Here is a 26,153-nt window from a genome sequence, read left to right on the forward strand (position 1 = left end):
CATTATGCTATTATCGATAGAAGTAATAAACAGCTATAAATCCATTACTTCATTCGAATAGCGATAACAATCATGGATCAGATCAAGGCGATGCAGATCTTCCGCGCGGTGGCGGACTGCAAGAGTTTCACCCAGGCCGCCGTGCGGCTCAACCTGCCCAAGCCGACGGTCACCAACGCCGTGCAAGCCATCGAACAGCAGCTCGGCGTGCGATTGCTACAGCGCACCACGCGCAAGGTCAGCCTCACGGCCGAGGGCGCGCAATATCTGGCGCGCTGCACCGCGCTGCTCAACGACCTCGAGGACATGAACGGGCTGTTCGCCGGCGACGGCCGCCTGCTCAGCGGCGCGGTGCGGGTCGAGCTGCCGGAGCGGCTGGCGCACCTGATCGTCATTCCGGCGCTGCCCGGTTTCCTCGAGCGCCATCCGAACATCCAGGTGCGGCTGGGCTCCGGCGACCGTTTCGCCGATCTGGTCGGCGAGGGCATCGATTGCGCCGTGCGCGGCGGCACCTTGCGCGACTCCACCCTGGTGGCGCGGCGCATCGGCAACCTGCAACAGGTCAACCTGGCCTCCCCGGCGTATCTGGAACGCCACGGCCGGCCGCGGACACTGGACGATTTACAACACCACTACGCGGTCAATTTTTTTTCCAGCCAGACCGGGCGGGACATGGACTGGGAATATGTCGACGCCGACGGCGCCGAACGCACGCTGGCGATGCGCAGCCAGGTCTCCGTCAGCGGTACCGAGGCGTACATCGCGGCCTGCGTCGCCGGGCTGGGCCTGATCCAGGTGCCCAGCCAGACCATCCTGCCGCTGCTCGCATCGGGTGCGCTGGAGGAGGTTTTGCCCGCGTGGCGGCCGGCGGCGATGCCCCTCAATATCGTGTATTCGCACAACCGCCACCTGTCGCCGAGGGTGCGGCTGTTTGTGGATTGGTTAATTAGTGTCATTGAGCAACAAAATGTGTCAGAATGAGGCCATCCTCCCTTAACAAAAGTTATTTTCATGAAACTGCTCCTGTCGACGGCGCTGCTGGCCAGTTATTCATGCGCCAGCCTCGCGGCAACGCCCCCGGCGCCCGGCACGCCCACCGCCCGGGCGGCGGCCGCGTCGGCAGCGGCGGCGGCGGCTTCCACGGCCCGCATGCTGCACGGCGCGCGGCAGCAGATCGACGCCGGTAGCTGGCTCGAGCACGTCACCACGCTCGCGTCGGACGACTTCGAGGGACGCGCGCCGGGCACGCGCGGCGAACAGCTCACCATCGACTACCTGCAGCAGCAGTTCAGGAAACTGGGCCTGGAGCCGGGCAATCCGGACGGCACGTATCTGCAACAGGTGCCGACGGTCGGCATCTCCAGCCACCCGACGATGAGCTACGCCGCCAGGGACGGAGCGGTCACGCAGCTCATCTTCGGCGACGACTACGTCGCCTGGTCGGCGCGCGCCGAGCGGCAGATCGACGTCACCGACTCCGAGCTGGTCTTCGTCGGCTACGGCGTGCAGGCGCCGGAATATCGCTGGGACGACTACAAGGGCGCCGACCTGAAAGGCAAGACCCTGGTCATGCTGATCAACGACCCGCCGTTGCCGGACCCCAAGCAGCCCAAGCGGCTCGACCCGGCCGTGTTCGGCGGCGCCGCGATGACCTACTATGGCCGCTGGGCCTACAAATATGAAATGGCGGCCAGGATGGGCGCGGCCGGCGCGTTGATCGTGCACGAGGCCAAGCCGGCCGCCTACCCGTACGAGGTCGTGCGCAACAGCTGGAGCCGCGAGAACTTCGCCATTTTCGACAAGGCGCCGGACCCGGACTTTCCGGCCGTGCCCGGATGGTTGCAGTTCGACCGCGCGCGCGACGTCTTTAAGGCCGGCGGCTTCGACTTCGAGACGCTGAAAAAGCAGGCGCTATCGCGCGACTTCAAGCCGGTGCCGCTCGGCGTCAAACTCAAGGTGAGCGAACTGAACGCCTGGCGCGAAGTCGCCTCGCACAACGTCGTGGCCAGGATCGCCGGCTCCGACCCGCTGCTCAAGCACGAAGTGATCGTCTACAGCGCGCACTGGGACCACTTCGGCATCGACGAAACCCTGCCGGGCCCGCGCACGCAGCAAATCTTCCACGGCGCGCTCGACAACGCCGCCGGCGTCGCCACGCTGCTCGAGATCGCCAAGGCCTACAAGGCATTGCCGGTCGCGCCCAAGCGCACCATCGTCTTCCTGGCGACCACGGGCGAGGAGCGCGGCCAGCTGGGCGCCAAATACTACACGCGCAACCCGCTGTATCCGATCGACAAAACGCTGGTCAACATCAACTTGCAGGGCATGAACGTCTGGGGCCGCACGCGCACGGTGGAATTGCGCGGCATGGGCCAATCGACGGCGGACGACGTGGTGGTCAGCGTCGCGCGCGGCCAGGGCCGGGCGGTGCGTCCGGACAGCAACGGCGAGTACGGCAATTTCTATCGCGGCGACCAGATCGAATTCGCCAAGGCCGGCGTGCCGGTGGTGTACCTCAGCGACAGTCTCGACTTCATCGGCAAGCCGGCCGGCTACGGCCGCGAAAAGCTCATGCGCTACAGCGCGCAGCAATACCACACGGTCAACGACGTCGTCGATCCCAAGTGGGACACGCGCGGCGCGGTGGAGGACATCGCCCTGCTGTTCCAGACCGGCTACCACATCGCGCAAAACAAAGACGTGCCGCAATGGAAGCCGAACGCCGAGTTCCGCCGCAAGCCAGCCCCGCGTTAACCCCCGGGGTCAGTGCCGACATTCGGACAAACCGGAAGATATGCGGAACTTCTTGGCACACTGGAAGTTCCGCAATGTCCGAATGTCGGACCTGACCCCGAAGGTTGAGGTTGCGTTAAAACCCGGGGTCAGTGCCGACATTCGGACAAACCGGAAAATATGCGGAACTTCTTGGCATACTGGAAGTTCCGCAATGTCCGAATGTCGGACCTGACCCCGAAGGTGACCCCGAAGGTTGAGGCTGCGTTAAAACCCGGGGTCAGTGCCGACATTCGGACAAACCGGAAAATATGCGGAACTTTTTGGCACACTGGAAGTTCCGCAATGTCCGAATGTCGGACCTGACCCCGAAGGTTGAGGTTGCGGGCTACGCGGTAGCCGAGATCGCGCCTGCCTTTACGCAAGCCATTTCTCGTCACGCAGCTTTTGTAACTGAGCCAGGTTGCGTTGCTCGAAGGCGTCGGCGCCGGCCGCGGCGATATCGGCCCGCAGGCCGCGCTCGGCCTGATCGATGCGCGCGGCGTCGTGCGGCGACAACTCCAGCAGACTATTCAGATACGTCACGCCCCACTGCAAGCGCGTCGCCGGACCGGCCGCCGCGTTCCATGCCTTGTCGTACCAGTCGGCCGCCGCCGCCATGTCGCCGCGCCGCTTGGCGGCTGTCGCCAGGCTGAGCATGAAGTAGTAGGGCGAATGGGAGCGCGGCAACTCCGCCAGCAACACCTGCTCCGCTTGCGCCGACAAACCCGCATCGTTCAACGCGCTGACCGCCGTGTTGACCAGGGTGTGCCGCTCATACGGATCGGTCGATTCCGCCAGCGCCGCTTCCACCCGGTCGCGCACCTGCTGCTGCAAACCCTGCGTCGATGTGAGCAAACGCGTCAGCCGCATTTGCAGCCGCACCGCCGCCAGCCGGTCCGGCGCGCCGAGCCAGAAATCGTCGGCCCATCGCGCGGCCATGCCGCTGAGAACAGCGGCCAACTCCTCGCGCCGGCCGGCGAACTTGATCAGGTTGACGCCGCTGTTGCAGAGGATATCCATGTTGGCGCGGGCAAGGCGTGCATCCGAAAAAATCGCCATCAGCACGTCGGCGTTGGCCGCCGCGTCGACACCCTTGCCGGCGGCGGCCAGTTGCGCATGCAGGCCAAGGCGCGCGGCCGCGTCGGCATCGTCGCAGACGCGCACCAGCGCCAGCAAGGTCGCGGCCAGTTCGCGCCCGGCCAGCAAACGCCCCTCGTCGGTATCCCACGAATAACGGCTCAGCAACGACCATTCATTGGCGCCGATCTGGCGCGCGCCGGACAAGGCCGCCGCAAGCGCGTCGGCGGCGCTGGAACCAGACGCATGCACGGCCAGCGCCGTATCGAACGCGTCAACGAACAATTCGCCGTCGAGCTCGCACGGCAGGCGCGTGATCTCGCCGCCGCCGGGCGCGAACAGCACCAGGGTCGGATAGCTGCGCAGCCCGTATCGCGCGGCCAGCGCCTGCGCGCCGGGCGTGTCGCCGTCGAGATGGCAGCACAACACCGACGCCGAGCGCCGCACGAATTCATCGCGCGCGAAGATGTCCGATTTGACGCGGTTGCAGGGCGGGCACCACACCGCGCCCCAGTACAGGAAGAGCGGACGTTGTTGCGCGCGCGCCAGCGCGAAGGCCGCGTCCAGTTCGCCGGCGTGCCGGACTTCATTCCATGCGATGCTCATGCTTTTGGACGGTGGGCATTCAATAATTTGGCCGCGATCGACACGGTCACCGGCGAATCGGGCCACACGTCGTCCGGCCCGAACCAGCGCGCGTCGGAAATCTCCGTCTGGTCGACGCGGATTTCGCCGTCCAGATAGTCGGCGGTGTAAGCGATCATCAGCGAATGCGGGAACGGCCACGACTGGCTGCCGAAGTACCGCAGGTTGTGCACGCGCAGCCCGACCTCCTCGAACACCTCGCGATGGATGGCCTCCTCGATCGATTCGCCCGCCTCCAGGAACCCGGCCAGCGCCGTGTAACGCTTGGCCGGCGAGTTGGTGTGCATCGCCAGCAGCACCGAGTCGCCTTTGCGGATGAGCACCATCATCGCCGGCGAGATGCGCGGATACGCAGTCATGCCGCAGCCCTGGCATTTGTAGCAGCGCTCGCCAGTGAGCCGCTGCATCGGCGTGCCGCAGGCGCCGCAAAAGCGATGCGTGCGCGCCCATTCGGCCAACTGGAACGCCCTGCCCGCCAGTCCCAAAAAGCCATCGTCGACCGCGCCGAACAGCGAGCGCAGCCCGTGGTAGCCATGCTCCGCGTCCACCGGCAGCGGCTGGTCCAGCCACGCCAATTGATAGTAACGCCCCTCCCATGTCCCTAGCGAATGCACGCGTTCGGCCGGCAGATCGAGCGCCGCGACCTGCCCGGGGTCCGGCAAACCCAACGTGGCGTTGTGCAATAGCAACTCCCCTCGGTGGAACACGAAAGTGAGCGCACGGTCGTGCTGTTCGGGATTAATCAGCGGAATAAAAGTGGCGGGCGTGAGCAGCATAGAGGGAACAAGAAAGGTTACGCGCGAACCCTTATCTTACAGTGTTTCTTATTTGCTTCTTTTGCCTGCCCCATCGTCTTGACAAGGTGGCGATGGAAACAACGCCAAGCGATTGTTTTTAGACCAAGATTTACGATGCATTTGCCCGTCTTTTCCCTCAATCAGGGTAATTGCCGGTAAGATATATTTCCGTCAGGAGATAAATTATGCCATCGATAGTACCTGGATTCACCACCGACCAAATCGTCAGCCTGCAGCCGAGCCAGATGGCGCTGCTGACGACGGCCGAAATTGCCCTGCTTACGACAACCCACATGACAGTGCTGTCGACTTCGCAATTGGCCGCGATCGGCACCGCCCAGTTACGCGCGCTATCGACGCAGAATCTGCGCGTGCTCAGCACCGATCAGATCGGCAACGGCTTCACCACCAAACAAATCCAGGCGCTGACGACCGGACAAATGATCAGCCTGACGGACGATCAACTGGTGCACGGCTTGACCACGGACCAGTTCGCCGCTTTGGCGACGGTGCAGGTCGCCGCGCTGACGACCGCGCAAATCGCGCTGGTCGAGGCCGACGACATCGCCGCGCTGCAAACACGCCAGGTGGTCGCGCTGAACACGGCGCAACTGCGCGCGCTCGGTACCGCCCAGATCGCCGCGTTGACGTCCAGCCAGACCGCCGCCCTGCAAACCCGCCAGTTGGCCGCGCTCAGCAACAGCCAGCTGGCCAGCATCGACACCGACGACATCAGCGCCCTGACCACGCTGCAGCTGGTCTCGCTCGGCACCGCCGCGCTCGGCGCGCTGACCACCGGCCAGATGGCCGCGCTGCGCACCGCGCAAAGCAGCAGCCTGTCGACCGTGCAGATCGGCGCCCTGGCCAGCGAACAGCTGGCCGCGCTCGGCACCGCCGGCTTCGCCACGCTGAAAACCGCGCAGATCGCCGCGCTGACCACCAAACAGTTCGCCGCGCTCAGCACCGACCAGATCGTCGCGCTGACCACCGCGCAAACGGCCGCGCTGACCACCCTGCAACTGGCCCAGATGAGCAGCGACCAGCTGGCCGCGATGGAAACCCAGGACTTCGCCGCGCTCAAGAGCCAGCAATTGAACGCGCTCGGCACCGCCACCACCAGCGTCCTCAGCACCGATCAGATCGCCGCGCTGACGACCGCCCAGGTGGCAGCGATGGGCAGCGCCCAGTTGCGCGGCCTGAGCAGCGACCAGATCGCCGCGCTGGGCACCCATCAAGTGGCCGCGCTGACCACCGCGCAAATCATCGTGCTGGGCTCGGCGCAGGTCGCCGCGCTCGAGACGCGCGACATCGCCGCCATGAAAACGGCGCAGGTCGCCGCCCTCACGACGGCGCAGCTCAACGCGCTGGGCGCCGACCAGATGGCCGCGCTGACCACCGCGCAGGCGGCCGGCCTGGGCACCGCGCAACTGGCGTCGCTGGGCACCGCGCTGCTCGCCGCGCTGGAAACCCGGGACCTGGCCGCGCTGCGCACCCACCAGATCGCCGCGATCTCGACCCAGGGCATCGCCGCGCTGGGCACCAGCCAGGTCGCCGCGCTGACGACCGCGCAGATCGCCGCGCTGAAGACGGCGCAACTGGCCGCGCTGGGCACCGACCAGATCGCCGTGCTGAACACCGCCCAGGCCAACGGCCTGAGCACGCAAAACATGGCGCTGTTGTCGACCTTGCAGTTGGGCGCGCTGAGCACGGCCAACCTGGCCTCGCTCAAGACCCAGCAGCTCGCCGCGATGGGCACCGGCCTGATCGCCGCGCTGGGCACCGACCAGATCGTCGCGCTGAAAACCGCACAAGCCAACGCCCTGAGCTCGCTTCAACTGTCGGCCTTGTCGAGCGACCAGTTGAACGCCATGGAAACGCAGGACCTGGCCGCGCTGCGCACCCAGCAGCTGGCCGGCGTCGGCACGGCGAATATCGCCGCGCTCGGCACCGCCCAGGTCGCGGCGCTGACGACCGCCCAAGTCGCCGCGCTGTCGACGCAGCAGACCGCCGCCCTCGGCACCGACCAGATCGTCGCGCTGACCACCGGCCAGGCCGGCGCGCTGACCAGCCGCCAGATCGGCGCGCTCAGCAGCGATCAGGTCGCCGCCATCGAAACGCGCGACCTGGCCGTCATGAAAACCAGCCAGATCGCCGCCCTGGGGACCGGACAGTTCGCTGCGCTCACCACGCAACAGGTCGCGGGCCTGACGTCGCAGCAGGCGGCCTCGCTGCTGACCCAGCAAATCGCCACCCTCAACAGCGACCAGATCGCCGCGATGGAAACGCAGGACCTGGTCGCGCTCAAGTCGCAGCAAGCGGCCGCGCTGTCGAGCGGCGCCGTCGCCGCGCTGACGACGACCCAGTTCGCCGCGCTCGCCAGCACCCAGCTGAGTAATCTCACCAACAGCCAGCTCGCCGCGCTGACGACCGACCAGATCGTCGCGCTGACGACCGCCCAGACCGCCGCGCTGAGCACCCGCGCCATCGCCGCCCTGTCGACCGACCAGCTCAACGCGCTGCAAACGGTCGACTTCGCCGCGCTGAAGACGGCGCAGATCGCCGCGCTGACGCCGACCCAGGTGGCCGCGCTCAACACCGACCTGATCGTCGCGCTGACGACCCAGCAGGCCGCCGCCCTGAGCGGCCCCCAGCTGCAGGCGCTCACCACCGGCCAGCTCGCCGCGATGGAAACGCGCGACTTCGCCGCGCTCAAAACCAGCCAGTTGCTCAGCCTGGGCACCAAAGCCATCGCCACCTTGACGGTCGGCCAGGTCGCCGGGCTGCAAACCGCGCAGATCGCGCAACTGAGCTCGGACCAGATCCAGGTGTTGAACTCGGACCAGCTGGCCGCGCTGACCACGGCGCAAGTCAACGCCTTCAGTACCGCCCAGATCGGCTACCTGCTGACCGCGCAAATCGCCGTGCTGACCACCGCCGACTGGGCCGCGCTCAAGTCGTCGCAGCTGAACGCGCTGAGCGCCAACCAGTTCGCCGCCGTCACCACCGACCAGATCGTCGCATTGACCACCGCGCAAGCCGGCGCGCTGTCCACCCAACAACTGGCGCTGCTGTCGACCGACCAGCTGGTGGCGATGGAAACCCAGGACCTGGTCGCGCTCAAGTCGCAGCAAATCGTCGGCCTCGGCACGTCCAGCGTGGCGGCCCTGGGCACCGACCAGCTGCAAGCGCTGAAAACCCATCAAATCGCCGCGCTGACCAGCAAGCAGCTGGCGGCGCTGACGACCGATCAGATCGCCGCGCTGACCACGGCGCAGGCGAGCAACCTGGGCACCGCGCAGGTGGCTGCCCTGTCGAGCGACCAGTTGCTCGCGCTCGAGACCGCCGACGTGGCCGCGCTGAAGACGGCACAACTGGCCGCGCTGGGCACCGATCAAACCAGCCTGCTGGGCACCGACCAGATCGTCGCGCTGACCACCATGCAGGTCGCCAGTCTGAGCACGCGCCAGCTGCAGGCCTTGACCAGCGCCCAGATCGCCGCGATGGAAACGCGCGACCTGGCCGCGCTGCGGACGGCGCAACTGGCCGGCCTGAGCACCGCCAACCTCAACGCGCTCGGCGCCGACCAGGTGCAGGCGCTCACCAGCGCCCAGCTGAACGGCCTGGGCAGCGCCCAGCTGCGATCGCTGAACAGCACGCAGATCGCCGCGCTGAGCACCGCGCAGGTGACCAGCTTGTCCACCACGCAAGTCGCTTTGCTGAGCAGCGAGCAATTGCTGGCCTTGGGCACTGGCGTGCTGGCGCTGATGAAGACGGCGCAAATCGCCGCCGTCCACACCGCGCAGATCGCCGCCCTCAACAGCGACCAGCTGATCGCGCTGACCACCACGCAAGTAAGCGCGCTGTCCACCCAACAAGTCGCCGCCCTCGGCAGCGACCAATTGAACGCGCTGGAAAGCCAGGACTTCGCCGCCCTGCGGACGGCGCAGATCGCCGCGCTGGGCACCAGCCTGATCGCCAGCCTCAGCACCGCGCAGGCCGCCGCGCTGACCAGTGCCCAGGTCGCCGGCCTGAGCACGGGCCAGCTCGTCGCGCTCGGCACCGACCAACTGCAAACCTTCGCCACCGGCGACATCGCCGCGCTGAGAACCGTGCAAGTGGTGGCGCTGACCACCGGCCAGGTCGCCGCGCTGACCAGCGACCAGTTCCGTTCGCTGACGGCCGCCCAGATGGCGGTGCTCGGCAGCGACCAGTTCCGCGCCCTCGGCACCGACCAGATCGCCGCGCTGAGCACGCTGCAGGCGGGCAATTTGACTACCGCCCAGGTGCACGCGCTGACCGCCGGCCAACTGGCCGCGCTGGAAACGCAAGACCTGGCCGCGTTCAAGACCCAACAAGTCGCCGCGCTCGGCACCGAACAGTTGGTGCTGCTTAACAGCGACCAGATCGCCGGCCTGACCGTCACGCAAGTGGCCAACCTGACCAGCCAGCAAGTGAGCGCGCTGGTCACCGGCCAGATCGTCGCGTTGGAAACGCGCGACCTGGCGGCGCTGCGGACCGCGCAACTGCAAGTGCTCAACAGCGCCCAGCTCGGCGCGCTGTCCACCGACCAGTTGCAGGGCATGACCGCCGCCCAGTTGGCGTCGCTGAGCACGTCGCAGTTCCAGAGCCTGTTGACTTCGCAGATCACCTCGCTGACGACGCAACAGGTCGCCGCTCTGGCCACCGGCCAGATCGCCAGCCTGACCAGCAACCAGCTGACCGCGCTCAACACCGATGAAATCAGCGCGCTCAAGACGGCGCAGATCGGCGCGTTCAACACCGCCCATATCGCGCTGCTGAGCACCGACCAGGTCACGGCGCTGACCAGCGGGCAAGTCGCCGCGATGTCGACCAGCCAGCTGTCGTCGCTGAACTCGGACCAGATCCACGCGCTGGGCTCGGAAGACTTCGCCGCCCTGAGCGCCGCGCAATTGACCGCGCTTGGCGGACTGAGCAACCTGAGCACCGATCAGATCCAGGCACTGACCCAGAACCAAATCGCCGGCCTCACCACCGACCAGGTCGCCGGCCTGACCACCGACCAGGTCGTTGCGCTGACCACGCGCCAGATCGGCAGCATCAGCACCGCCGGCATCGCCGTGTTGAGCAGCGACCAGCTGCGCGCGATCGAACTGGAAGACGTGGCCCAGCTAAAAGTCACGCAGATCGTCGCGCTGAGCACCGTGCGCATCGCCCAGCTGACCAACGACCAGATCACGGCGCTGACCACCGCACAGGTCGGCGGCCTGGCGACCGCCCAGATCGCCGCGCTGACGACGGCGCAAATGCAGGCGTTGACCACCGCCGAGGTGGTGTCGCTCAAGACCGCGCAAATCGCCGCGCTCGGCAGCGACCAGATCGCCGCCCTCGTCATCGACCAGGTGCAGGCGCTCGGCTCGGGCCAGCTCAACGCCCTCGGCAGCGCGCAGTTGCGCGCGCTGACCGCCGACCAGATCATTCAGCTGACGACGCAACAATACGCGCAGCTGGCCACGGCGCAGGTGGCCGCGCTGAGCACGCAGCAATTGGGCGCCATCGAACTGGAAGACCTGGCCGCGCTCAAGACCGCGCAAATCGCCGCGCTGGGCACCGACCAGATCCAGTCGCTGACGGTCGACCGCATCGCCGCGCTCACCACCGCGCAAACCCAGGCGCTGGGCAGCAACCAGCTGCTGGCGCTGACCACGACGCAAATCCAGGCGCTGACCACCGACGAGTTGCTGGCCCTCAAATCCTCACAGATCGCCGCGCTGGCCAGCGACCAGCTCAACGCGCTGCTGGCCGACCAGTGGCAAAGCCTGGGCTCGAACCAACTGAACGCGCTCACCACCGCCCAGTTGCAGGCGCTCAGCGACGACCAGATCATCCAATTGACGACACGCCAAGTCGCCCAGCTGGCGACCGCGCAGATCGCCGCGCTGAGCACCGCCCAGTTGAACGTGATGGAACTGGAAGACCTGGCCGCGCTTGTCAGCAACCAGATCGCCGCGCTGGGGACCCGGCAGATCAGCCAGCTCGGCCTGGCCCAGATCGACAACCTGACCACCGCGCAAGTGGCCGCGCTGACCAGCAATCAACTGGTCGCGCTCGGCACCGACCAGGTGCGGGCGATCGCCACCGACGACCTGCAAGCGCTCAAAACGTCGCAGGTGCAAGCGCTGACCACCGTGCAATTGACCGCGCTGACCGTCGACCAGCTGCAAAACCTCACCACCGCCCAGCTCGACGCGCTGACGTCGGCGCAGGCGGTCTCGCTGACCACCGACCAGATCGCCGCGCTGACCACCTTGCAAATGGACAACCTGGCCACCCGCCAGTTGGGCGTGCTCGGCAGCGACCAGATCGCCGCCATCAGCACCGACAACTTCGCCACCTTGTCGAGTGCGCAACTGGGCGCGCTCAACAGCGCCCAGTTCGCCGCGATCACGACCGACCAGATCGTCGCGCTGAGCAGCGTGCAAACGGCCGCGCTGAGCACCGCGCAAGTGGCCGCGCTTGGCAGCGACCAGCTCAACGCGTTGGAGACGGCCGACTTCGCCGTGCTCAAGACGTCGCAAATCGCCGCCTTGACCACCGCCAACGTCGCCGCGCTGACAACCGACCTGGTTAGTACCTTGGGCACCACGCAAATCGGCGGCCTGAGCACCGGTCAGATCGCCGCCTTCAACACCGACCAGATCAGGGCGCTGGGCACGGCGCAAGTCGGCGTGCTGAGCACCGCGCAAATCAGCGTGCTCAACACCGACCAGATCGCCGCGCTGAGCACGATGGACTTCGTCGCCCTGCACAGCAACCAGCTGGCCGCCTTCACCACCGACCAGATCGGCGCGCTGACCGCCGAACAGCTCAACGCGCTGTCGACCAGCGCCGTCGCCGGCCTGACCACGCAGTTGCTGGGCGCGCTGACGACCTTGCAATTGAGCCTGCTGGAAACCGCCCACGTGGCGGTGCTGACCTCGGTGCAGTTGCCGTCGCTGAACTCGGCCCAGTTGGCCGCGCTCAACACGGACCAGTTCGCCGCGATCAACACCAGCGCCATCAAGAACCTGCAGGCGCCGCAATTCGCCGCCCTGACCACCGACCAGATCGTCGCCCTGACCACGGCCCAAATCCGCGCGCTGGGCAGCACGCAGCTGACCGCGCTGGGCAGCGACCAGGTGGCCGCGCTGGAGACGGTCGACCTCGCTGCGCTGTCCACCGCGCAAGTGACGGTGTTGGGCACCGGCCAGTTGCAAGCCCTGCTGACCGACCAGGTGGCCTCGCTGGCCACGGCGCAAATCACCGCGCTGACCACCGACCAGATCGCCGCCGGCCTCAATACCGACCAGATCGCCGCGTTGACCACGGGACAAGCCGCGTCGCTGGCCACCAACCAGGTGGCGGCGCTGACGACGGCCCAGGTCGTCGCGCTGGAAACGGCCGACTTGTCGTCGTTCACCACGCGCCAGATGGTCGCCCTGACCAGCCGCCAGATCGGCGTGCTGAATAGCGATCAGCTCAACGGACTGACCACCACCCAACTGGCGGCGTTGACCACCAGCCAGATCAACACCGGCCTGGGTTCGGCCCAGCTGGCCGCGCTGGATGCGGACCACATCAGCTCGCTGACCACCGCGCAACTGGTCTACGGCCTGAGCAGCGACAGCATCGCCGCGCTGACGACCGACCAGCTCGTAGCCTTGCGCACCGCGCAAACCTCGGTGCTGAACAGCAGCCAGGTGCAGGCATTGACCACCGACCAGATCGTTGCGCTGAGCACGGCGCAAGCGTCGACGCTGACCACGCAGCAAGTCGCCGCGCTGACGACCGTACAGATCGTCGCGCTAGAAACGGCCGACCTGTCGTCGTTCACCACGCGCCAGATGGTCGCCCTGACCAGCGACCAGATCGGCGTCCTGAATAGCGACCAGCTCAACGGACTGACCACGACCGAACTGGCCGCCTTGACCACCAGTCAGATCAGCAATGGTCTGAGCACGGCCCAGCTGGTCGCGCTGGACGCCGACCACGTCAGCTCGCTGACCACCGCGCAACTCGTCTACGGCCTGAGCAGCGACAGCATCGCCGCGCTCACGACCGACCAGATCGTCGCCTTGCGCACCGCGCAAACCTCGGTGCTGAGCAGCGGCCAGGTGCAGGCATTGACCACCGACCAGATCGTTGCGCTGACCACGGCGCAAGCGTCGACGCTGACCACCCAGCAAATCGCCGCGCTGACGACCGCGCAGATCGTCGCGCTGGAAACGGCCGACCTGTCGTCGTTCACCACGCGCCAGATGGTCGCCCTTACCAGCGACCAGATCGGCGCCCTGAACAGCGACCAGCTCAACGGCCTGACCACGACCGAACTGGCCGCCTTGACCACCAGCCAGATCAGCAATGGTCTGAGCACGGCCCAACTGGTCGCGCTGGACGCCGACCACGTCAGCGCCCTGACCACCGCGCAACTCGTCTACGGCCTGAGCAGCGACAGCATCGCCGCGCTCACGACCGACCAGATCGTCGCCTTGCGCACCGCGCAAACCTCGGTGCTGAACAGCAGCCAGGTGCAGGCCTTGACCACCGACCAGATCGTGGCGCTGAGCACGGCGCAGGCGTCGACGCTGACCACGCAGCAAGTCGCCGCGCTGACGACCGCGCAGATCGTCGCGCTGGAGACGGCCGACCTGTCCTCGTTCACCACGCGCCAGATGGTCGCCCTGACCAGCGACCAGCTCGGCGTATTGAACAGCGACCAGCTCAATGGCCTGACCACGACCGAACTGGCCGCTTTGACCACCAGCCAGATCAGCAACGGCCTGAACACGGCCCAACTGGCCGCGCTGGACGCCGACCACGTCAGCTCGCTGACAACGGCGCAACTCGTCTACGGCCTGGGCAGCGACAGCATCGCCGCGCTGACGACCGACCAGATCGTCGCCTTGCGCACCGCGCAAACTTCGGTGCTGAACAGCAGCCAGGTGCAAGCGCTCACCACCGACCAGATCGTCGCGCTGAGCACCGCGCAAGCGTCGACCCTGACCACGCAACAGGTGACCGCGTTGACGACGGATCAGATCGTCGCGTTGGAAACGGACGATCTGGTCGCCCTGAGCACGCGCCAGATCGCCGCCATCAACACGGTGCAAGTCGCCGCGCTAGGCGCCGGACAACTCAATTCGCTGACCCTGGCGCAACTGGCCGCCTTCGGCACCAGCCAGCTGGCCAACGGCCTGCAAACGGCGCAGGTGGCCGCGCTCGACATCGCCCACATCGCCGCGCTGAGCACTGCCCAGCTGGCCTATGGCTTGACCATCGACAACCTGCTGGCGTTGACCACCGACCAGATCCGGGCGCTGGGCACCACCCAGATCGCCGCCATGACCACCGCCCAGGCCAGCAGCCTGAGCACCGATCAGATCGCCGCGCTGGCGACGGCGCAAATGACCGGCCTGTCCACCGCGCAGATGCAGTGGCTGACGGCCGAGCAGTTGGCCGCCATGAGCGCCGGCCAGGTCGCCGCGCTCGACACCCAGGACGTCGCCGCATTGACGGCCGGCCAGTTCATCGGCCTGAGTACCGCCCAGACCGCCGCGCTGACCACCAACCAGGTGCGCGGCCTCAAGACGGCGCAGATCGCCGCCATCGACGGCGCCCAGATCACCGTCTTCAGCACCGACCAGCTCGCCGCGCTGAGCACCGCGCAGGCGGCCTCGCTCAGCGTCACCGCCGTGATCGCGCTGTCGACCAACCAGATCGGCGCGCTGGCCACCGCCAACGTCGCCGCCCTGGGCACCTTGCAAGTTGCCAGCCTCGACGTCACGCAGTTGCCGGGCCTGAACACAACGCAGGTGCAGGCGCTCACCAGCGCCCAGCTCGGCGCGATGACGGCCGACCAGCTGTACGCGCTGAGCACCAGCCAGATCAGCGCCTTGCGTACCGCACAGATCGGGTACCTCAACACCACGCAGCTGTCGGCGCTGTCGAACGGCCAGATCCAGGCCCTCACCACGGAGCAGGTCGCCAGCATCAAGCTGAGCCAGGTCACCGCGCTGACGGTCGACCAGGTCGCCGCCTTCGACACCACCCAGCTGCAAGCGCTGACGACGGCGCAAATCCAGACGATGACGTCGACGCAGCTCAACGCGCTGACCGGCACCCAGGCCGCCGCGCTGACCACCTTGCAGATGGGCGCGCTGAAGAACGCCCAGATCGCCGCGCTGACGATCGACCAGATCAACGCCTTCACGCCGACGCAACTGGCGGCCTGGACCACCAGCCAGCTCGGTTCGCTGACGGTGACGCAGATCGGCTACCTGTCGACCGCGCAAATCGCCGGCCTGACCAACACGCAAGTGGCCGGCCTCAAGGCGAGCCAGTTGCAGGTCTTCACCACCGACCAGATCGCCGCGTTCACGGCGGGGCAGATCCCGTCGCTGACCACGGCCAATCTGACCGCGCTCAGCATCGCGCAGGCGGACGCCCTGACCGGCGCCCAGGTGGCGGCCATGTCGGTCACGCAAACGATGGCGCTCAACGCCGCCTCGGTCAACTACGCCACGCCGCTGGTGCTGGACCTGGACGGCAACGGCGTGCGCACCGTCAGCATCGCGGCGGGCGTCCAGTTCGACATTCGCGGCGACGGCCAGGCCGTCCACACCGGCTGGGTCGACAACCAGGACGGCCTGCTGGCCCTGGACCGCAACGGCGACGGCGTCATCAACGACGGCGGCGAGCTGTTCGGCAGCGCCACGACCCTGGCCGACGGCAGCAAAGCGGCCGACGGCTACGCGGCGCTGGCCGCGCTCGACAGCAACGGCGACGGCAAGATCAGCGAAGCCGACGGCGCGTTCGGCGCGCTGCGCGTCTGGGTCGACGGCAATTCGGACGGCGTCAGCCAGGCCGACGAGCTCAAGACGCTGGCGCAACTGGGTATCGCCACGATAGCCACCGGCGCCAGCAACGCGCTGGCGCAGCAAAACGGCAACGTCATCGGCCTGACGTCGAGCTACACCGGCACCGACGGCAGCGTGCACGACAGCGCCGACGTCTGGTTCCTGGCGCAAAAACAGGCAGCATCGGCAACACCGGCCGCCTCGCTGCAACAGCAGGTCAGTGGCCTGAGCAACGCCTTGTCGAGCTTTACCGCTGCCAATCCGGCAACACCCGGCGCCCACGATGCGGCACAAACGCAACAGCTGACCGCGTTGAGCGCCGCCGGCGCGGGCGCCGAAAACAGCGTGCAAGCGATGACGGACGCGCTCAAGCAGTACCACGCCGGGCAGGGTCTGCAAGGCGCCGCCGGCGCGCTCACCAACACGCGCCGCGAGCAGGCCGGCCACAGCGCCACCAGCTGGTTTAGCGTCCCCGACCGCTAACCCCACCCGGGGGTCAAGTCTGTCATTAAGACACGCTCACAACCGTATCTGCACGATACGGCGGAGCCTGTGTCCGAATGACAGACTTGACCCCGGAGTTGTTTATCCGTTGAGCAGAGGTGGTTTTACATTCTTGCTCCTGAGCCAAAAGTTGCCCCGTATCCAGCGACAAAAGGTATGATAGTGCCTACCTTTTGTGGCTCTGCGGGCCGTTCGCCGCGTGCCGGACCGATCCAACTTTAAGCCCAGCCATGACCGCTCAAGCTCCTGTCGCATCCGCTCCCTCCGATACCAGCCCGCTGGGCAATGTGATGGCCCTGGCCGCCAGCGGGGCGCTTTCCATCGGCGACCTGTTCGGCGCCGCCGCCGTGCTGCAGGAAAGCGGCCAGCTGCCCGCCGCGATCGCCCTGTACCGAACCTGGATCCTGCACACGCCGTCGCCGCTGGTCTACGCGGCCTGCTTCAACCTGGCCGTGGTGCTGTCCAATAGCGGCGACGATGCCGGCGCCGAGGCCGTGCTGCGCCAGGCCATCGCGCACAATGCGAACTTCGTCGAGGCCCGCCTCAACCTGGGCACCCTGCTCGAACGGGTCGGCCGCCCCGAGGAGGCGCTGGCGATGTGGAACTCCATCCTCACCGACGTCGAGCCGGATATCAAGACCAATCCGACCCTGCACGTGCAAACCCTGAACAACCTCGGACGCCTGCTCGAGATCCGCAAGCGCTACCCCGAGGCCGAGAAGATGCTGGCCCTGAGCCTGGGCATCGATCCGCAGCAGGCCAACGTGATGACCCATTGGGTGCACCTGCGCCAGAAGCAGTGCGAGTGGCCCGTCTACAGCGGCCTGGAACACATCTCGGTCAGCACCATGATCGACGGCACCTCGGCGCTGGCGATGCTCAGCGCCTCCGACGATCCCGCCCAGCAGCTGGCCGCCGCGCGCCGCTTCGTCAACGAGAAGGTCAACGCCGCCGTCGCCCCGCTGACCGGCGCCCATGGCTATGGCCACAGCCGCCTGCGCATCGGCTACCTGTCGTCCGACTTCTGCTCGCACGCGGTCTCGATCCTGACCGCCGAACTCTATGAGCTGCACGACCGCAGCAAGTTCGAGGTGTATGCCTTCAGCTGGAGCCGCGAGGACGGTTCGCCGATCCGCGCCCGCGTGGTCAAGGCGATGGACCACTACATCCGCATCGACGCGCTAACCGACGAACAGGCCGCGCGCACCATCCGCGCCCACGAAATCGATATCCTGGTCGACCTGCACGGCCTGACCCTGGGCGCGCGCCCGAACATCCTGGCCTTCCGCCCGGCGCCGGTGCAGCTGACCTACCTCGGTTTCCCCGGCAGCACCGGCCTGCCCGGCGTCGATTACGTGCTGGCCGACGAATTCCTGATCACGCCCGAGATGACCAAGGACTTCACCGAAAAGCCGCTGTACCTGCCCGACACCTTCCAGATCAACGACCGCCAGCGCGCCATCGCCGCCAAGCCTACCCGCGCCAGCGTCCACCTGCCGGAGGACGCCTTCGTCTTCTGCTCGTTCAACAACAACTTCAAGTTCACCCCCGACATGTTCGGCACCTGGATGAACATCCTGCGCCGGGTCCCGAACAGCGTCCTGTGGCTGGTGGCCGATTATCCGGAAGTGCGCGAGAACCTGTACCGATACGCCGAGGAAGCCGGCATCGACCGCAACCGCCTGATCTTCAATACCCGCGCCGTGCCGGCCGAATACCTGGCCCGCTACCAGCTGGCCGACCTGTTCCTCGACACCTTCCCGTTCAACGCCGGCACCACCGCCAGCGACGCGCTGTGGGCCGGCCTGCCGCTGCTCACCTGCGCCGGCCACACCTTCTCGTCGCGCATGGCCGGCAGCCTGCTGCGCGCGGTCGACCTGCCGCAGCTGATCACCCATAACTTCGCCGATTACGAAGAGAAGGCGGTGGCGCTGGCCAACGATCCTAACCGCATCGCGTCGATGAAGCGCCAGCTGGTGGCCAACCGCATGACCTGCGCGCTGTTCGACACGCCGCGCTTCGTGCGCAACCTCGAGACCGTGCTGCAGCAGGTGGCCAAGCCGGCCGCGCCGCGCATGCCCGCGCCGCAGCACGCGGTGCGCCCGTCCGACGATCCGTCGCAGAACGCGGCGTCCGAACCGGTGCGCATCGACCAGATCCCGATCATCAGCGTGTCCTACAACTCGCCGGACCTGATCGAGGCGCTGCTGCGCACCCTGCGCCAGTTCTACACCAACCGCGTCTACATCATCGACGGCTCCAACCCGGACGTGGCCGAGAAGATCCGCGCCATCACCGACGGCTTCGAGAACGTCGAGTTCATCCCGTTCGGCTACAACATCCACCACGGCCCGGGCCTGCGCTGGGCGATCAACCATCTGGGCCTGTCCGGCGAGGTGCTGTTCCTCGACTCCGACGTCGAGATTATCAAGGGCGGTTTCATCGAATCGCTGCACAGCCATCTGCGTCCGGGCATGTACGGCGTCGGCACCATCCAGCCGGTCAACGAGCAAGGCTACGATCGCGCCGACGGCGTCGTGCGCTACCTGCACCCGGCCTGTATGCTGACCAATATCGAGGTGGTGCGCCAGTGGCCGATGCCGATCAAGCACGGCGCGCCGATGATCTCCACCATGCTGGCGATCCACCAAGCCGGCGCCCATGATCTGATCGGGAGCATCGAGTGGGTGCGCGAGGACTTCGCGCCCAAGCCGCCAAAGCGCAACTACATCAAGCATGACTGGCAAGGCACCGTGATCCGCACCGGCGGCTACCACTACGACCTGCCCAGCGCCACCACCGTGGTCAACACCGACCTGCTGCAGTTCATGCCGCCGGAGGCGCGCAAGATCGTCGAGGTGCATTGCCGCGACGGCGCCTTCGCCAAGGCCTACAAGGCGCGCAACGCCATCGTCGACTACACCGGCATCGAGGCCGATCCGGCGCCCGCCCAGGCGGCCCGCCCGCATTGCGATTTCGTCTTCAACGTTGAAATCGAACACGCCGGCCCGGATTTGTGGGACCACGTGCGCGGCGCCGATTGCTGGGTGCTCGACGAGGCGCTGGAGATGATCGACGATCCGTGGACCCTGCTGCAGAAAATCCGCACCAGCATCGCGCCGGGCGGCAAGATCGTGGCGACCATCCGCAACTTCCAGCACTGGAGCATCCAGGCGCGCATGAACGCCGGCGACCTGCGCTACGGCCCGGCGGGACTGGAGAAATCGCGCAAGCGCATCTTCACGCGCGGCGCCATGCTGGAGATGTTCCAGCAGGCCGGCTTCCAGATCAGCGGCGGCAGCGCGCGCATCGTCGACGAGCCGGCGCGTGAAAAATACCTGCCGGCGATCCGGCTGATGGCCGGCGCCAGCGGCATCGATCCGGTGGTGGCGGTGGAAGACGCGCTGCCGTGGCAGTACATCGTAACGGCAGTCGCCGCTTGAGCAGGGAACGCACTATGAGTTTGCCATTAGTTAGCATCGTCATCCCGTCGTATAAAACCGGCCATTTCGAGACCTGCCTGCGCTCCGCGCTGGGCCAGAGCTATCCGAACATCGAGATCCTCGTCAGCGACAACTGCCCGACCGAGGCGATCAAGGAGATCTGCGCCAAGTACGGCGGCCACCTGATCTACCAGCGCAATTCGGCGATCCGCGAGCAGAACGTGCTCACGGCGCTGTTCGCGGCCAAGGGCCAGTTGATCAAGCCCCTGTTCGACGACGACGTGCTGCACCCGTTCTGCATCGAGCGCATGGTCGCGACGATGAACATGGATCCGGAGATCCAGCTGGTGTTCTCGGCCTCGCAGGTGATCAACGTCGACAACGAACGCACCGAGACGCGCCGTCCGTATGAGGCCAGCGGCAGCATGCCGGCGCGCGATATGCAGCGCAGCATGGTGCTGGGCATGCGCAATTTCGTCGGCGAATTCAGCTCCATCATGTTCCGCCGCGAGCGGCTGTGGGAAATCGGCCGCCACCTGTTCAAGTACCACCACCACGATTGCACCCTGGGCCTGGCCGACGTCGCCGCCTATTTCAACCTGGCGCGCGACGGCAAGGTGTTCTACATCGACGAGGAGCTGTCCTACTTCCGCCACGACCGCCGGCTGGAATCGAACTCCAACCCGAACAGCAACCCGAACTTCGGCTACTGCTTCTCCGACTACATCGACCTGCTGATCGAATCGGCCGACATCGGCATCGTCGCGCCGGAGGAACTGGCGGTGATGGCGCCCACCGTCGACGAGGTGTCGGCGCGCCTGGGCGGCGTGTTCCCGATGATGGCCACGTCCCAGCAGCGCTTCCACGCGGTGCTGGCGGCCAACCGCGGGGGAGCGCAGTCATGATGGACCAGTGCCGGCTGATCGACCTGCCGCCGCACCACGACGTGCGCGGCAACCTGTCGGTGATCGAGGGCGGCGTGCATATCCCGTTCGATATCAAGCGCGTCTACTACCTGTATGACGTGCCGGGCGGATCGGCGCGCGCCGGCCACGGCCACATCGAGCTGCAACAGCTGTTCGTGGCGATGTCGGGCAGCTTCGACGTGATCGTCGACGACGGCTTCGAACGCAAGAAATTCCAGCTCAACCGCTCCTATTACGGTCTGTACGTGCCCGGCATGATGTGGCGCGAAGTCGAGAACTTCTCGTCCGGCGCGGTGTGCGTGGTGATGGCCTCGACCCTGTACGACCCCAAAGACTACTATCACGACTACGACGAATTCGTGGCCGCGGCAAACCACCATAAGCGAGTGTCACCATGAGCGTTCCCTTCCTCGACCTGAAAGCCATCAACCTGTCGCAAGCCGACGAACTGGAGGCGGCGTTCAAGCGCGTGCTGCACTCCGGCTGGTATGTGCTGGGCGCCGAGACGTCGGCTTTCGAAGCCAGTTTCGCCGCCTACTGCAAGAGCAGGCACGCCATCGGCGTGGCCAACGGCCTCGATGCGATCTTCATGATCCTCAAGGCCTACGGCGTCGGCCCGGGCGACGAGGTGATCGTGCCGTCCAATACCTTCATCGCCACCTGGCTGGCAGTCAGCGACTGCGGCGCCACGCCGATCCCGGTCGAGCCGACCGCCGACGGCTTCAACATCGATCCGGCGCTGGTGGAGGCGGCCGTCACGCCGCGCACCAAGGCCATCCTGGCGGTCCACCTGTACGGCCAGACCGCCGACATGGACCCGCTCAAGGCGCTGGCGGCCAAACATGGTCTGAAACTGATCGAGGACGCCGCGCAGGCGCACGGCGCGCTGTATCGCGGCGGCGTGGCCGGCCAGTTGGGCGACGCGGCGGCCTTCAGCTTCTACCCGGGCAAAAACCTGGGCGCGCTGGGCGACGGCGGCGCCGTCACCACCAGCGACGACGACCTGGCCGACAAGGTCCGCACCTTGCGCAACTACGGCTCCAAGGTCAAGTACTACAACGAGGTGCCGGGCTATAACTCGCGCCTGGACGAGGTGCAGTCGGCGCTGTTGAGCGTCAAGCTGCCCAAGCTGAACGCGGACAACGCCCGCCGCCGCGCCATCGCCGCCATCTACGACCGCGAACTGGCCGGCATCGCCGGCCTGGCGTTGCCGTTCGTGCCGGAGTGGGCGGAGCCGGTATGGCACCTGTACGTGGTGCGCCACGCGCAGCGCGACGCGCTGGCCAAGGCGCTGGCCGAACAGGGCATCGGCACCATCGTCCACTATCCGGTGCCGCCGCATCTGCAGCCGGCCTACGCCGATCTCGGATACGCCGAGGGCGCGTTCCCGCTGGCCGAGGCGATCCACCGCGAGGTTCTGAGCCTGCCGATCGGCCCGACCATGAGCGACGAACAGGCGCTCGAAGTGGCCGCCGCCGTGCGTAAATTCTGCACCGTATGATCCATCCCAGCGCGATCATTTCGCCGAAAGCGAAACTGGGCGCCGACGTCGGCGTCGGCCCCTTCACCATCATCCACGACAACGTGGAGATCGGCGACGGTTCCGTCATCGACGGCTATTGCGAGATCGGCTATCCGACTCCATTGGCCGAGGGCCAGCCGCTGGTGATCGGCAAGGGCGCGCGCATCCGCTCGCACTCGGTGTTCTACGAGGGCTCGCGCTTTGGCGACAAGCTGGTGACAGGCCACCGCGTGGTGGTGCGCGAGAAAACCGTGGCCGGCGTCGCCTTCCAGATCGGTACCATGAACGATATCCAGGGCGACTGCCAGATCGGCGACTACGTGCGCTGCCAATCGAATGTCTTCATCGGCAAAATGTCCAAGGTCGGCAATTTCGTCTGGCTGCTGCCGTACGTGGTGCTGACCAACGATCCCCACCCGCCCAGCAACGTGTTGATGGGCGCCGAGATCGGCGACTACGCGGCCATCGCGGCGATGTCGGTGATCCTGCCCGGCGTGAAGGTCGGCGAGCGCGCGCTGGTGGCGGCGCACAGCAAGGTGCACCGCGATGTCGCACCCGGCACCGTCGTCGCCGGCAATCCGGCCGCGTTCCTGTGCGACGCCAGCAAGATCCGGCTCAAGGACGGCACCAACGCCCCGGCCTATCCTTGGACCACCCACTTCAAGCGCGGCTACCCGGCGGACATCACCGACGGCTGGGACGCGGGCCCCACGGCCTGACCGGCCGGCGAACGGACGCCCATGACCCGTCAACTGCACGCAGCCATGGCCGCCGGCAATCTGGCGGAGGCGGGCACGCTGGCGCTGGCGCTGGCGGGACTGGGCGAGCTGTCCGTCATGGACCTGATCGGCGTGGCCGGCCTGCTGGCCGCGCAAGGCAGGACCGAGCAGACCATCGCGTTGTACACGCTGTGGCTCGAACGCTGCGAATCCCCCCTCGAGTATGTGGCGTGGTACAACCTGGCGGTGCTGCAGGCGCAAGGCGAGGACGACGCCGGCGCCGAACGCGCCTACCGCAAATCGCTCAAGCTGCGCCCCGGCTTCACCGAAAGCCAGCTCGGTCTGGGCGTGCTGCTGGAGCGCAAACGCCAGCCGGAAGCGGCGCTGGCATTGTGGCGCGAGGCGCTCGACCTGCTGGAGGCGCTGCCGCCCGTCGCGCCGGCGGCGGCGGCGCTGCAGGTACGCCTGCTGAACAACATCGGCAGGCTGGCGGAGGCGCGCGGCGACCCGGCGCAGGCCGAGGACGCGCTGCTGCGCAGCCTCCAACTCGATCCCAAGCAAAGACTGATCGTGCCGCGCTGGCTGGACCTGCGCCTGAAGTTGTGCGCATGGCCCGTGCACGGCTTCGTGCCCGGCGTCGGCGAGACGGCCTTGCGGCACCACACGTCGGCGCTGGCGATGCTCAGCCTCGACGACGATCCGGCGCGGCAGCTGGCCTGCGCGCGGCGCGAGGTGGCGGCCCGCCTCCCGTCCGCGCCGGCGGCGCTCTCCGGCCCGGATGGCTACGCCCACCGCAAGCTGCGCGTCGGCTACCTGTCCGGCGGCTTTGGCGCCCATCCGACCGGACGCCAGATCGCCGAGCTGCTGGAGCTGCACGACCGCGACCAGGTCGAAGTGTATGGCTTCTGCTGCAGCGCGGAGGACAATTCGGCGCTGCGCCAACGCCTGCTGCGCGCCTTCGACCTGCATGTGCCGATCGGCCCCTTGAGCGACGTCCAGGCGGCGCAGGCGATCCGCGCCCACGAAATCGACATCCTGGTCGACCTGCACGGCAGGCTGCCGGGCGGACGGCCGGGCATCCTCGCCCATCGGCCCGCGCCGGTGCAGATCGGCTGGCTCGGCGCGGCCGGCACCAGCGGCGACGGCTGCGTCGACTACGTCCTGGCCGACAGTTTCGTGCTGCCACCCGAACTGGCCGGGCAGCATAGCGAAAAACCGCTGTATCTGCCGCAGTGCTTCCAGCCGCAAGACCGCCAGCGCGCGCTACCTCCACCACCGCCGGCCGGCGCGCGCGCGCAATACCGCCTTGCCGACGACGCCTTCGTGTTCTGCTGCTTCGGCGCGGCCGAACATATCGTGCCGGAGCGCTTCACCACCTGGATGCGGATTTTGCACGCGGTGCCGGACAGCGTGCTATGGCTGCAAACCGACAGCGAACAGGTACGCGACAATCTGCGCCTGGCCGCGCTGCAGCGCGGGATACCGAGCGACCGCCTGCACTTCGCCGGCGCCGGCGAGCGGCAGGCGGCCCGCTACCAGGCGGCCGACCTGTTCCTCGACACCGGCCCGCACAACGCCGGCGCCATCGCCGGCGACGTGTTGTGGGCCGGCCTGCCGTTGCTGACATGCGCCGGCCGGACCTTCGCCAGCCGCGTGTGCGGCAGCCTGCTGCAGGCGGCCGGCCTGCCGGAACTGATCGCGCGCACGGAAAAGCAGTACGCAGCCAGGGCGATCCGCCTCGCCACCCACCCGAAGGAACTGGCCCGCCTGCGCAACCGCCTCGCGAAAAACCGCACCGGCGCGCCGCTGTTCGACACGCCGGCGCTGGCGCGCGACCTCGAACTGCTGTACCTGCGCGTCGCGCGCGGCACGCTAAAACGCGGCAGGCGCAAGGCCGCACAACAAGCCGCCGACGCCGCACCGCCGCTGGTGAGCATCCTGATCCCGGCCGACGACCCGCTGCCGCTGGAAGCCACGCTGGCCAGTGCGCTGGCGCAAACCCACGCCAACTGCGAGGTGATCGTCAGCGACAGCAGCCCGCATGGCGCCTGCCGCGCGCTGCTCAAGCCCCATCTGAAGGCACACCGGCGCCTGCGCTACAGCCACGCGCCCGGCCTCGGCGCGCTCGACAACCTCAATCACTGCCTGGCGCTGTCCCTGGGCGCCTACATCGCGGTCGCCCCGCCCGGCGACACGCTGGCGCCGGAGAAGATCGCCGTCATGCTGCCCTGCTTCGTCGACCACCCGCACGTCGGCGTGGTGGCCTGCTGGCGCCAGCCGCTCGCGCCGGACGGCCAGCCGCTGCCGGCGGCGCCGCTGTTCGCCGCCGACATCGTGGTCGACGGCGCCTCGCTGTCCAACATGCTGCTGGGCGGCGACGGTGGCGGCGCGGCGGCCATGTGCGCGCCCGGCGCGCTGCTGCTCAAGCGCGCCACGCTGGGCGACGCGTTCGGGCGCTACCGCGAGCGCCCCTACCGCGAACGCGCCAACGTCGCCACCGCCCTCACCGCGCTGCAGGCGGGCCATTACGTCTACCTGCCGCGCGCGCTGTCCACCTTCCGCCCCGCACCGTCGGCGCCGGCGGCGGCCGCGCCCACGCCGGCGGCGACGCTGGACAGCGCGCTCGAAGGCCTGCAACTGCTGCATCAAGCCCACCAACAAGGCCACGACTTCGGCGCGCCCGGCGCCTTCAAACGGCTGTTGTCGACGCGTCTTTCCGAAATGAACACACTCATTTCCACACATCATCTAGCGCTGGCGAGCAGCGCGCAACACCGGCTCGATGCGGTGCAACGCGCCATGCGAATCGGCTACCAACTGCTGCTCACGCCATAGTGTGGTAAATCCTCCATCGCCGGGTCTGCGGCAGCA

At 67.3% G+C, this 26,153-nt stretch carries 11 protein-coding genes; 9 read left to right on the plus strand and 2 right to left on the minus strand.

Going from position 1 to position 26,153, the window contains the following annotated elements; translation table 11 throughout:
- Window positions 1-72 precede the first annotated feature (72 nt).
- Complete coding sequence (locus BMX85_RS28770) at window positions 73-981, plus strand: LysR family transcriptional regulator (RefSeq protein WP_090327732.1); 909 nt, start codon at window positions 73-75, stop codon at window positions 979-981.
- A 30-nt stretch (window positions 982-1,011) separates the two neighbouring features.
- Window positions 1,012-2,754: a M20/M25/M40 family metallo-hydrolase gene (locus BMX85_RS28775; protein WP_090327736.1), complete on the plus strand. Its 1,743-nt coding sequence runs from the start codon at window positions 1,012-1,014 to the stop codon at window positions 2,752-2,754.
- A gap of 396 nt (window positions 2,755-3,150) precedes the next feature.
- Here BMX85_RS28775 and BMX85_RS28780 read toward each other — a convergent pair whose 3' ends face one another.
- Together BMX85_RS28780 and nudC are read right to left on the minus strand one after the other, a co-directional pair.
- Window positions 3,151-4,458, minus strand: a complete 1,308-nt coding sequence (locus BMX85_RS28780; protein ID WP_090327740.1) for a thioredoxin family protein — start codon at window positions 4,456-4,458, stop codon at window positions 3,151-3,153.
- Window positions 4,455-5,273 carry an NAD(+) diphosphatase gene (gene nudC, locus BMX85_RS28785; RefSeq protein ID WP_090327748.1) on the minus strand — a complete coding sequence of 273 codons (819 nt, stop codon included), beginning with the start codon at window positions 5,271-5,273 and terminating at the stop codon, window positions 4,455-4,457. Before nudC ends, BMX85_RS28780 begins: the two co-directional genes overlap by 4 nt.
- Window positions 5,274-5,479: 206 nt before the next feature.
- On the opposite strand from nudC, the gene BMX85_RS28790 reads away from it, so the two are divergent.
- The 7 genes from BMX85_RS28790 (at window position 5,480) to BMX85_RS28820 (ending at window position 26,117) form a co-directional block, all read left to right on the plus strand.
- Entirely contained in the window at window positions 5,480-16,651 is an 11,172-nt protein-coding gene (locus BMX85_RS28790) for a beta strand repeat-containing protein (RefSeq protein WP_229210718.1), read from the plus strand.
- A 251-nt stretch (window positions 16,652-16,902) separates the two neighbouring features.
- Entirely contained in the window at window positions 16,903-20,115 is a 3,213-nt protein-coding gene (locus BMX85_RS28795) for an O-linked N-acetylglucosamine transferase family protein (protein WP_090327757.1), read from the plus strand.
- 14 nt (window positions 20,116-20,129) lie between these two features.
- The gene (locus tag BMX85_RS28800) at window positions 20,130-21,020 is read left to right on the plus strand and encodes a glycosyltransferase (RefSeq protein ID WP_090327760.1); all 891 of its coding nucleotides are present in this window, start codon (window positions 20,130-20,132) and stop codon (window positions 21,018-21,020) included.
- Window positions 21,017-21,439: a sugar 3,4-ketoisomerase gene (locus tag BMX85_RS28805; RefSeq protein WP_090327764.1), complete on the plus strand. Its 423-nt coding sequence runs from the start codon at window positions 21,017-21,019 to the stop codon at window positions 21,437-21,439. The genes BMX85_RS28800 and BMX85_RS28805 overlap by 4 nt, the downstream gene beginning before the upstream one ends.
- Window positions 21,436-22,542, plus strand: a complete 1,107-nt coding sequence (locus BMX85_RS28810; RefSeq protein WP_090327767.1) for a DegT/DnrJ/EryC1/StrS family aminotransferase — start codon at window positions 21,436-21,438, stop codon at window positions 22,540-22,542. Before BMX85_RS28805 ends, BMX85_RS28810 begins: the two co-directional genes overlap by 4 nt.
- A complete protein-coding gene (locus tag BMX85_RS28815; RefSeq protein ID WP_090327771.1) occupies window positions 22,539-23,282 on the plus strand; it encodes an N-acetyltransferase in 744 nt (247 codons plus the stop codon). Before BMX85_RS28810 ends, BMX85_RS28815 begins: the two co-directional genes overlap by 4 nt.
- 21 nt (window positions 23,283-23,303) lie before the next feature.
- On the plus strand, window positions 23,304-26,117 hold the full coding sequence (locus BMX85_RS28820; protein WP_090327774.1) for an O-linked N-acetylglucosamine transferase family protein: 2,814 nt from the start codon (window positions 23,304-23,306) through the stop codon (window positions 26,115-26,117).
- The last annotated feature ends 36 nt before the right edge of the window (window positions 26,118-26,153 follow it).

Source organism: Duganella sp. CF517 (assembly GCF_900110275.1).
Taxonomy (GTDB): Bacteria; Pseudomonadota; Gammaproteobacteria; order Burkholderiales; family Burkholderiaceae_D; genus Rugamonas.

Excerpts from the sequence above, each read along its gene's own strand:
- BMX85_RS28810 (WP_090327767.1), top strand. The coding sequence starts at position 21,436 with ATGAGCGTTCCCTTCCTCGACCTGAAAGCCATCAACCTGTCGCAAGCC.
- BMX85_RS28780 (WP_090327740.1), bottom strand. The coding sequence starts at position 4,458 with ATGAGCATCGCATGGAATGAAGTCCGGCACGCCGGCGAACTGGACGCG.
- nudC (WP_090327748.1), bottom strand. The coding sequence starts at position 5,273 with ATGCTGCTCACGCCCGCCACTTTTATTCCGCTGATTAATCCCGAACAG.
- BMX85_RS28805 (WP_090327764.1), top strand. The coding sequence starts at position 21,017 with ATGATGGACCAGTGCCGGCTGATCGACCTGCCGCCGCACCACGACGTG.
- BMX85_RS28800 (WP_090327760.1), top strand. The coding sequence starts at position 20,130 with ATGAGTTTGCCATTAGTTAGCATCGTCATCCCGTCGTATAAAACCGGC.
- BMX85_RS28770 (WP_090327732.1), top strand. The coding sequence starts at position 73 with ATGGATCAGATCAAGGCGATGCAGATCTTCCGCGCGGTGGCGGACTGC.
- BMX85_RS28815 (WP_090327771.1), top strand. The coding sequence starts at position 22,539 with ATGATCCATCCCAGCGCGATCATTTCGCCGAAAGCGAAACTGGGCGCC.
- BMX85_RS28820 (WP_090327774.1), top strand. The coding sequence starts at position 23,304 with ATGACCCGTCAACTGCACGCAGCCATGGCCGCCGGCAATCTGGCGGAG.
- BMX85_RS28790 (WP_229210718.1), top strand. The coding sequence starts at position 5,480 with ATGCCATCGATAGTACCTGGATTCACCACCGACCAAATCGTCAGCCTG.
- BMX85_RS28775 (WP_090327736.1), top strand. The coding sequence starts at position 1,012 with ATGAAACTGCTCCTGTCGACGGCGCTGCTGGCCAGTTATTCATGCGCC.
- BMX85_RS28795 (WP_090327757.1), top strand. The coding sequence starts at position 16,903 with ATGACCGCTCAAGCTCCTGTCGCATCCGCTCCCTCCGATACCAGCCCG.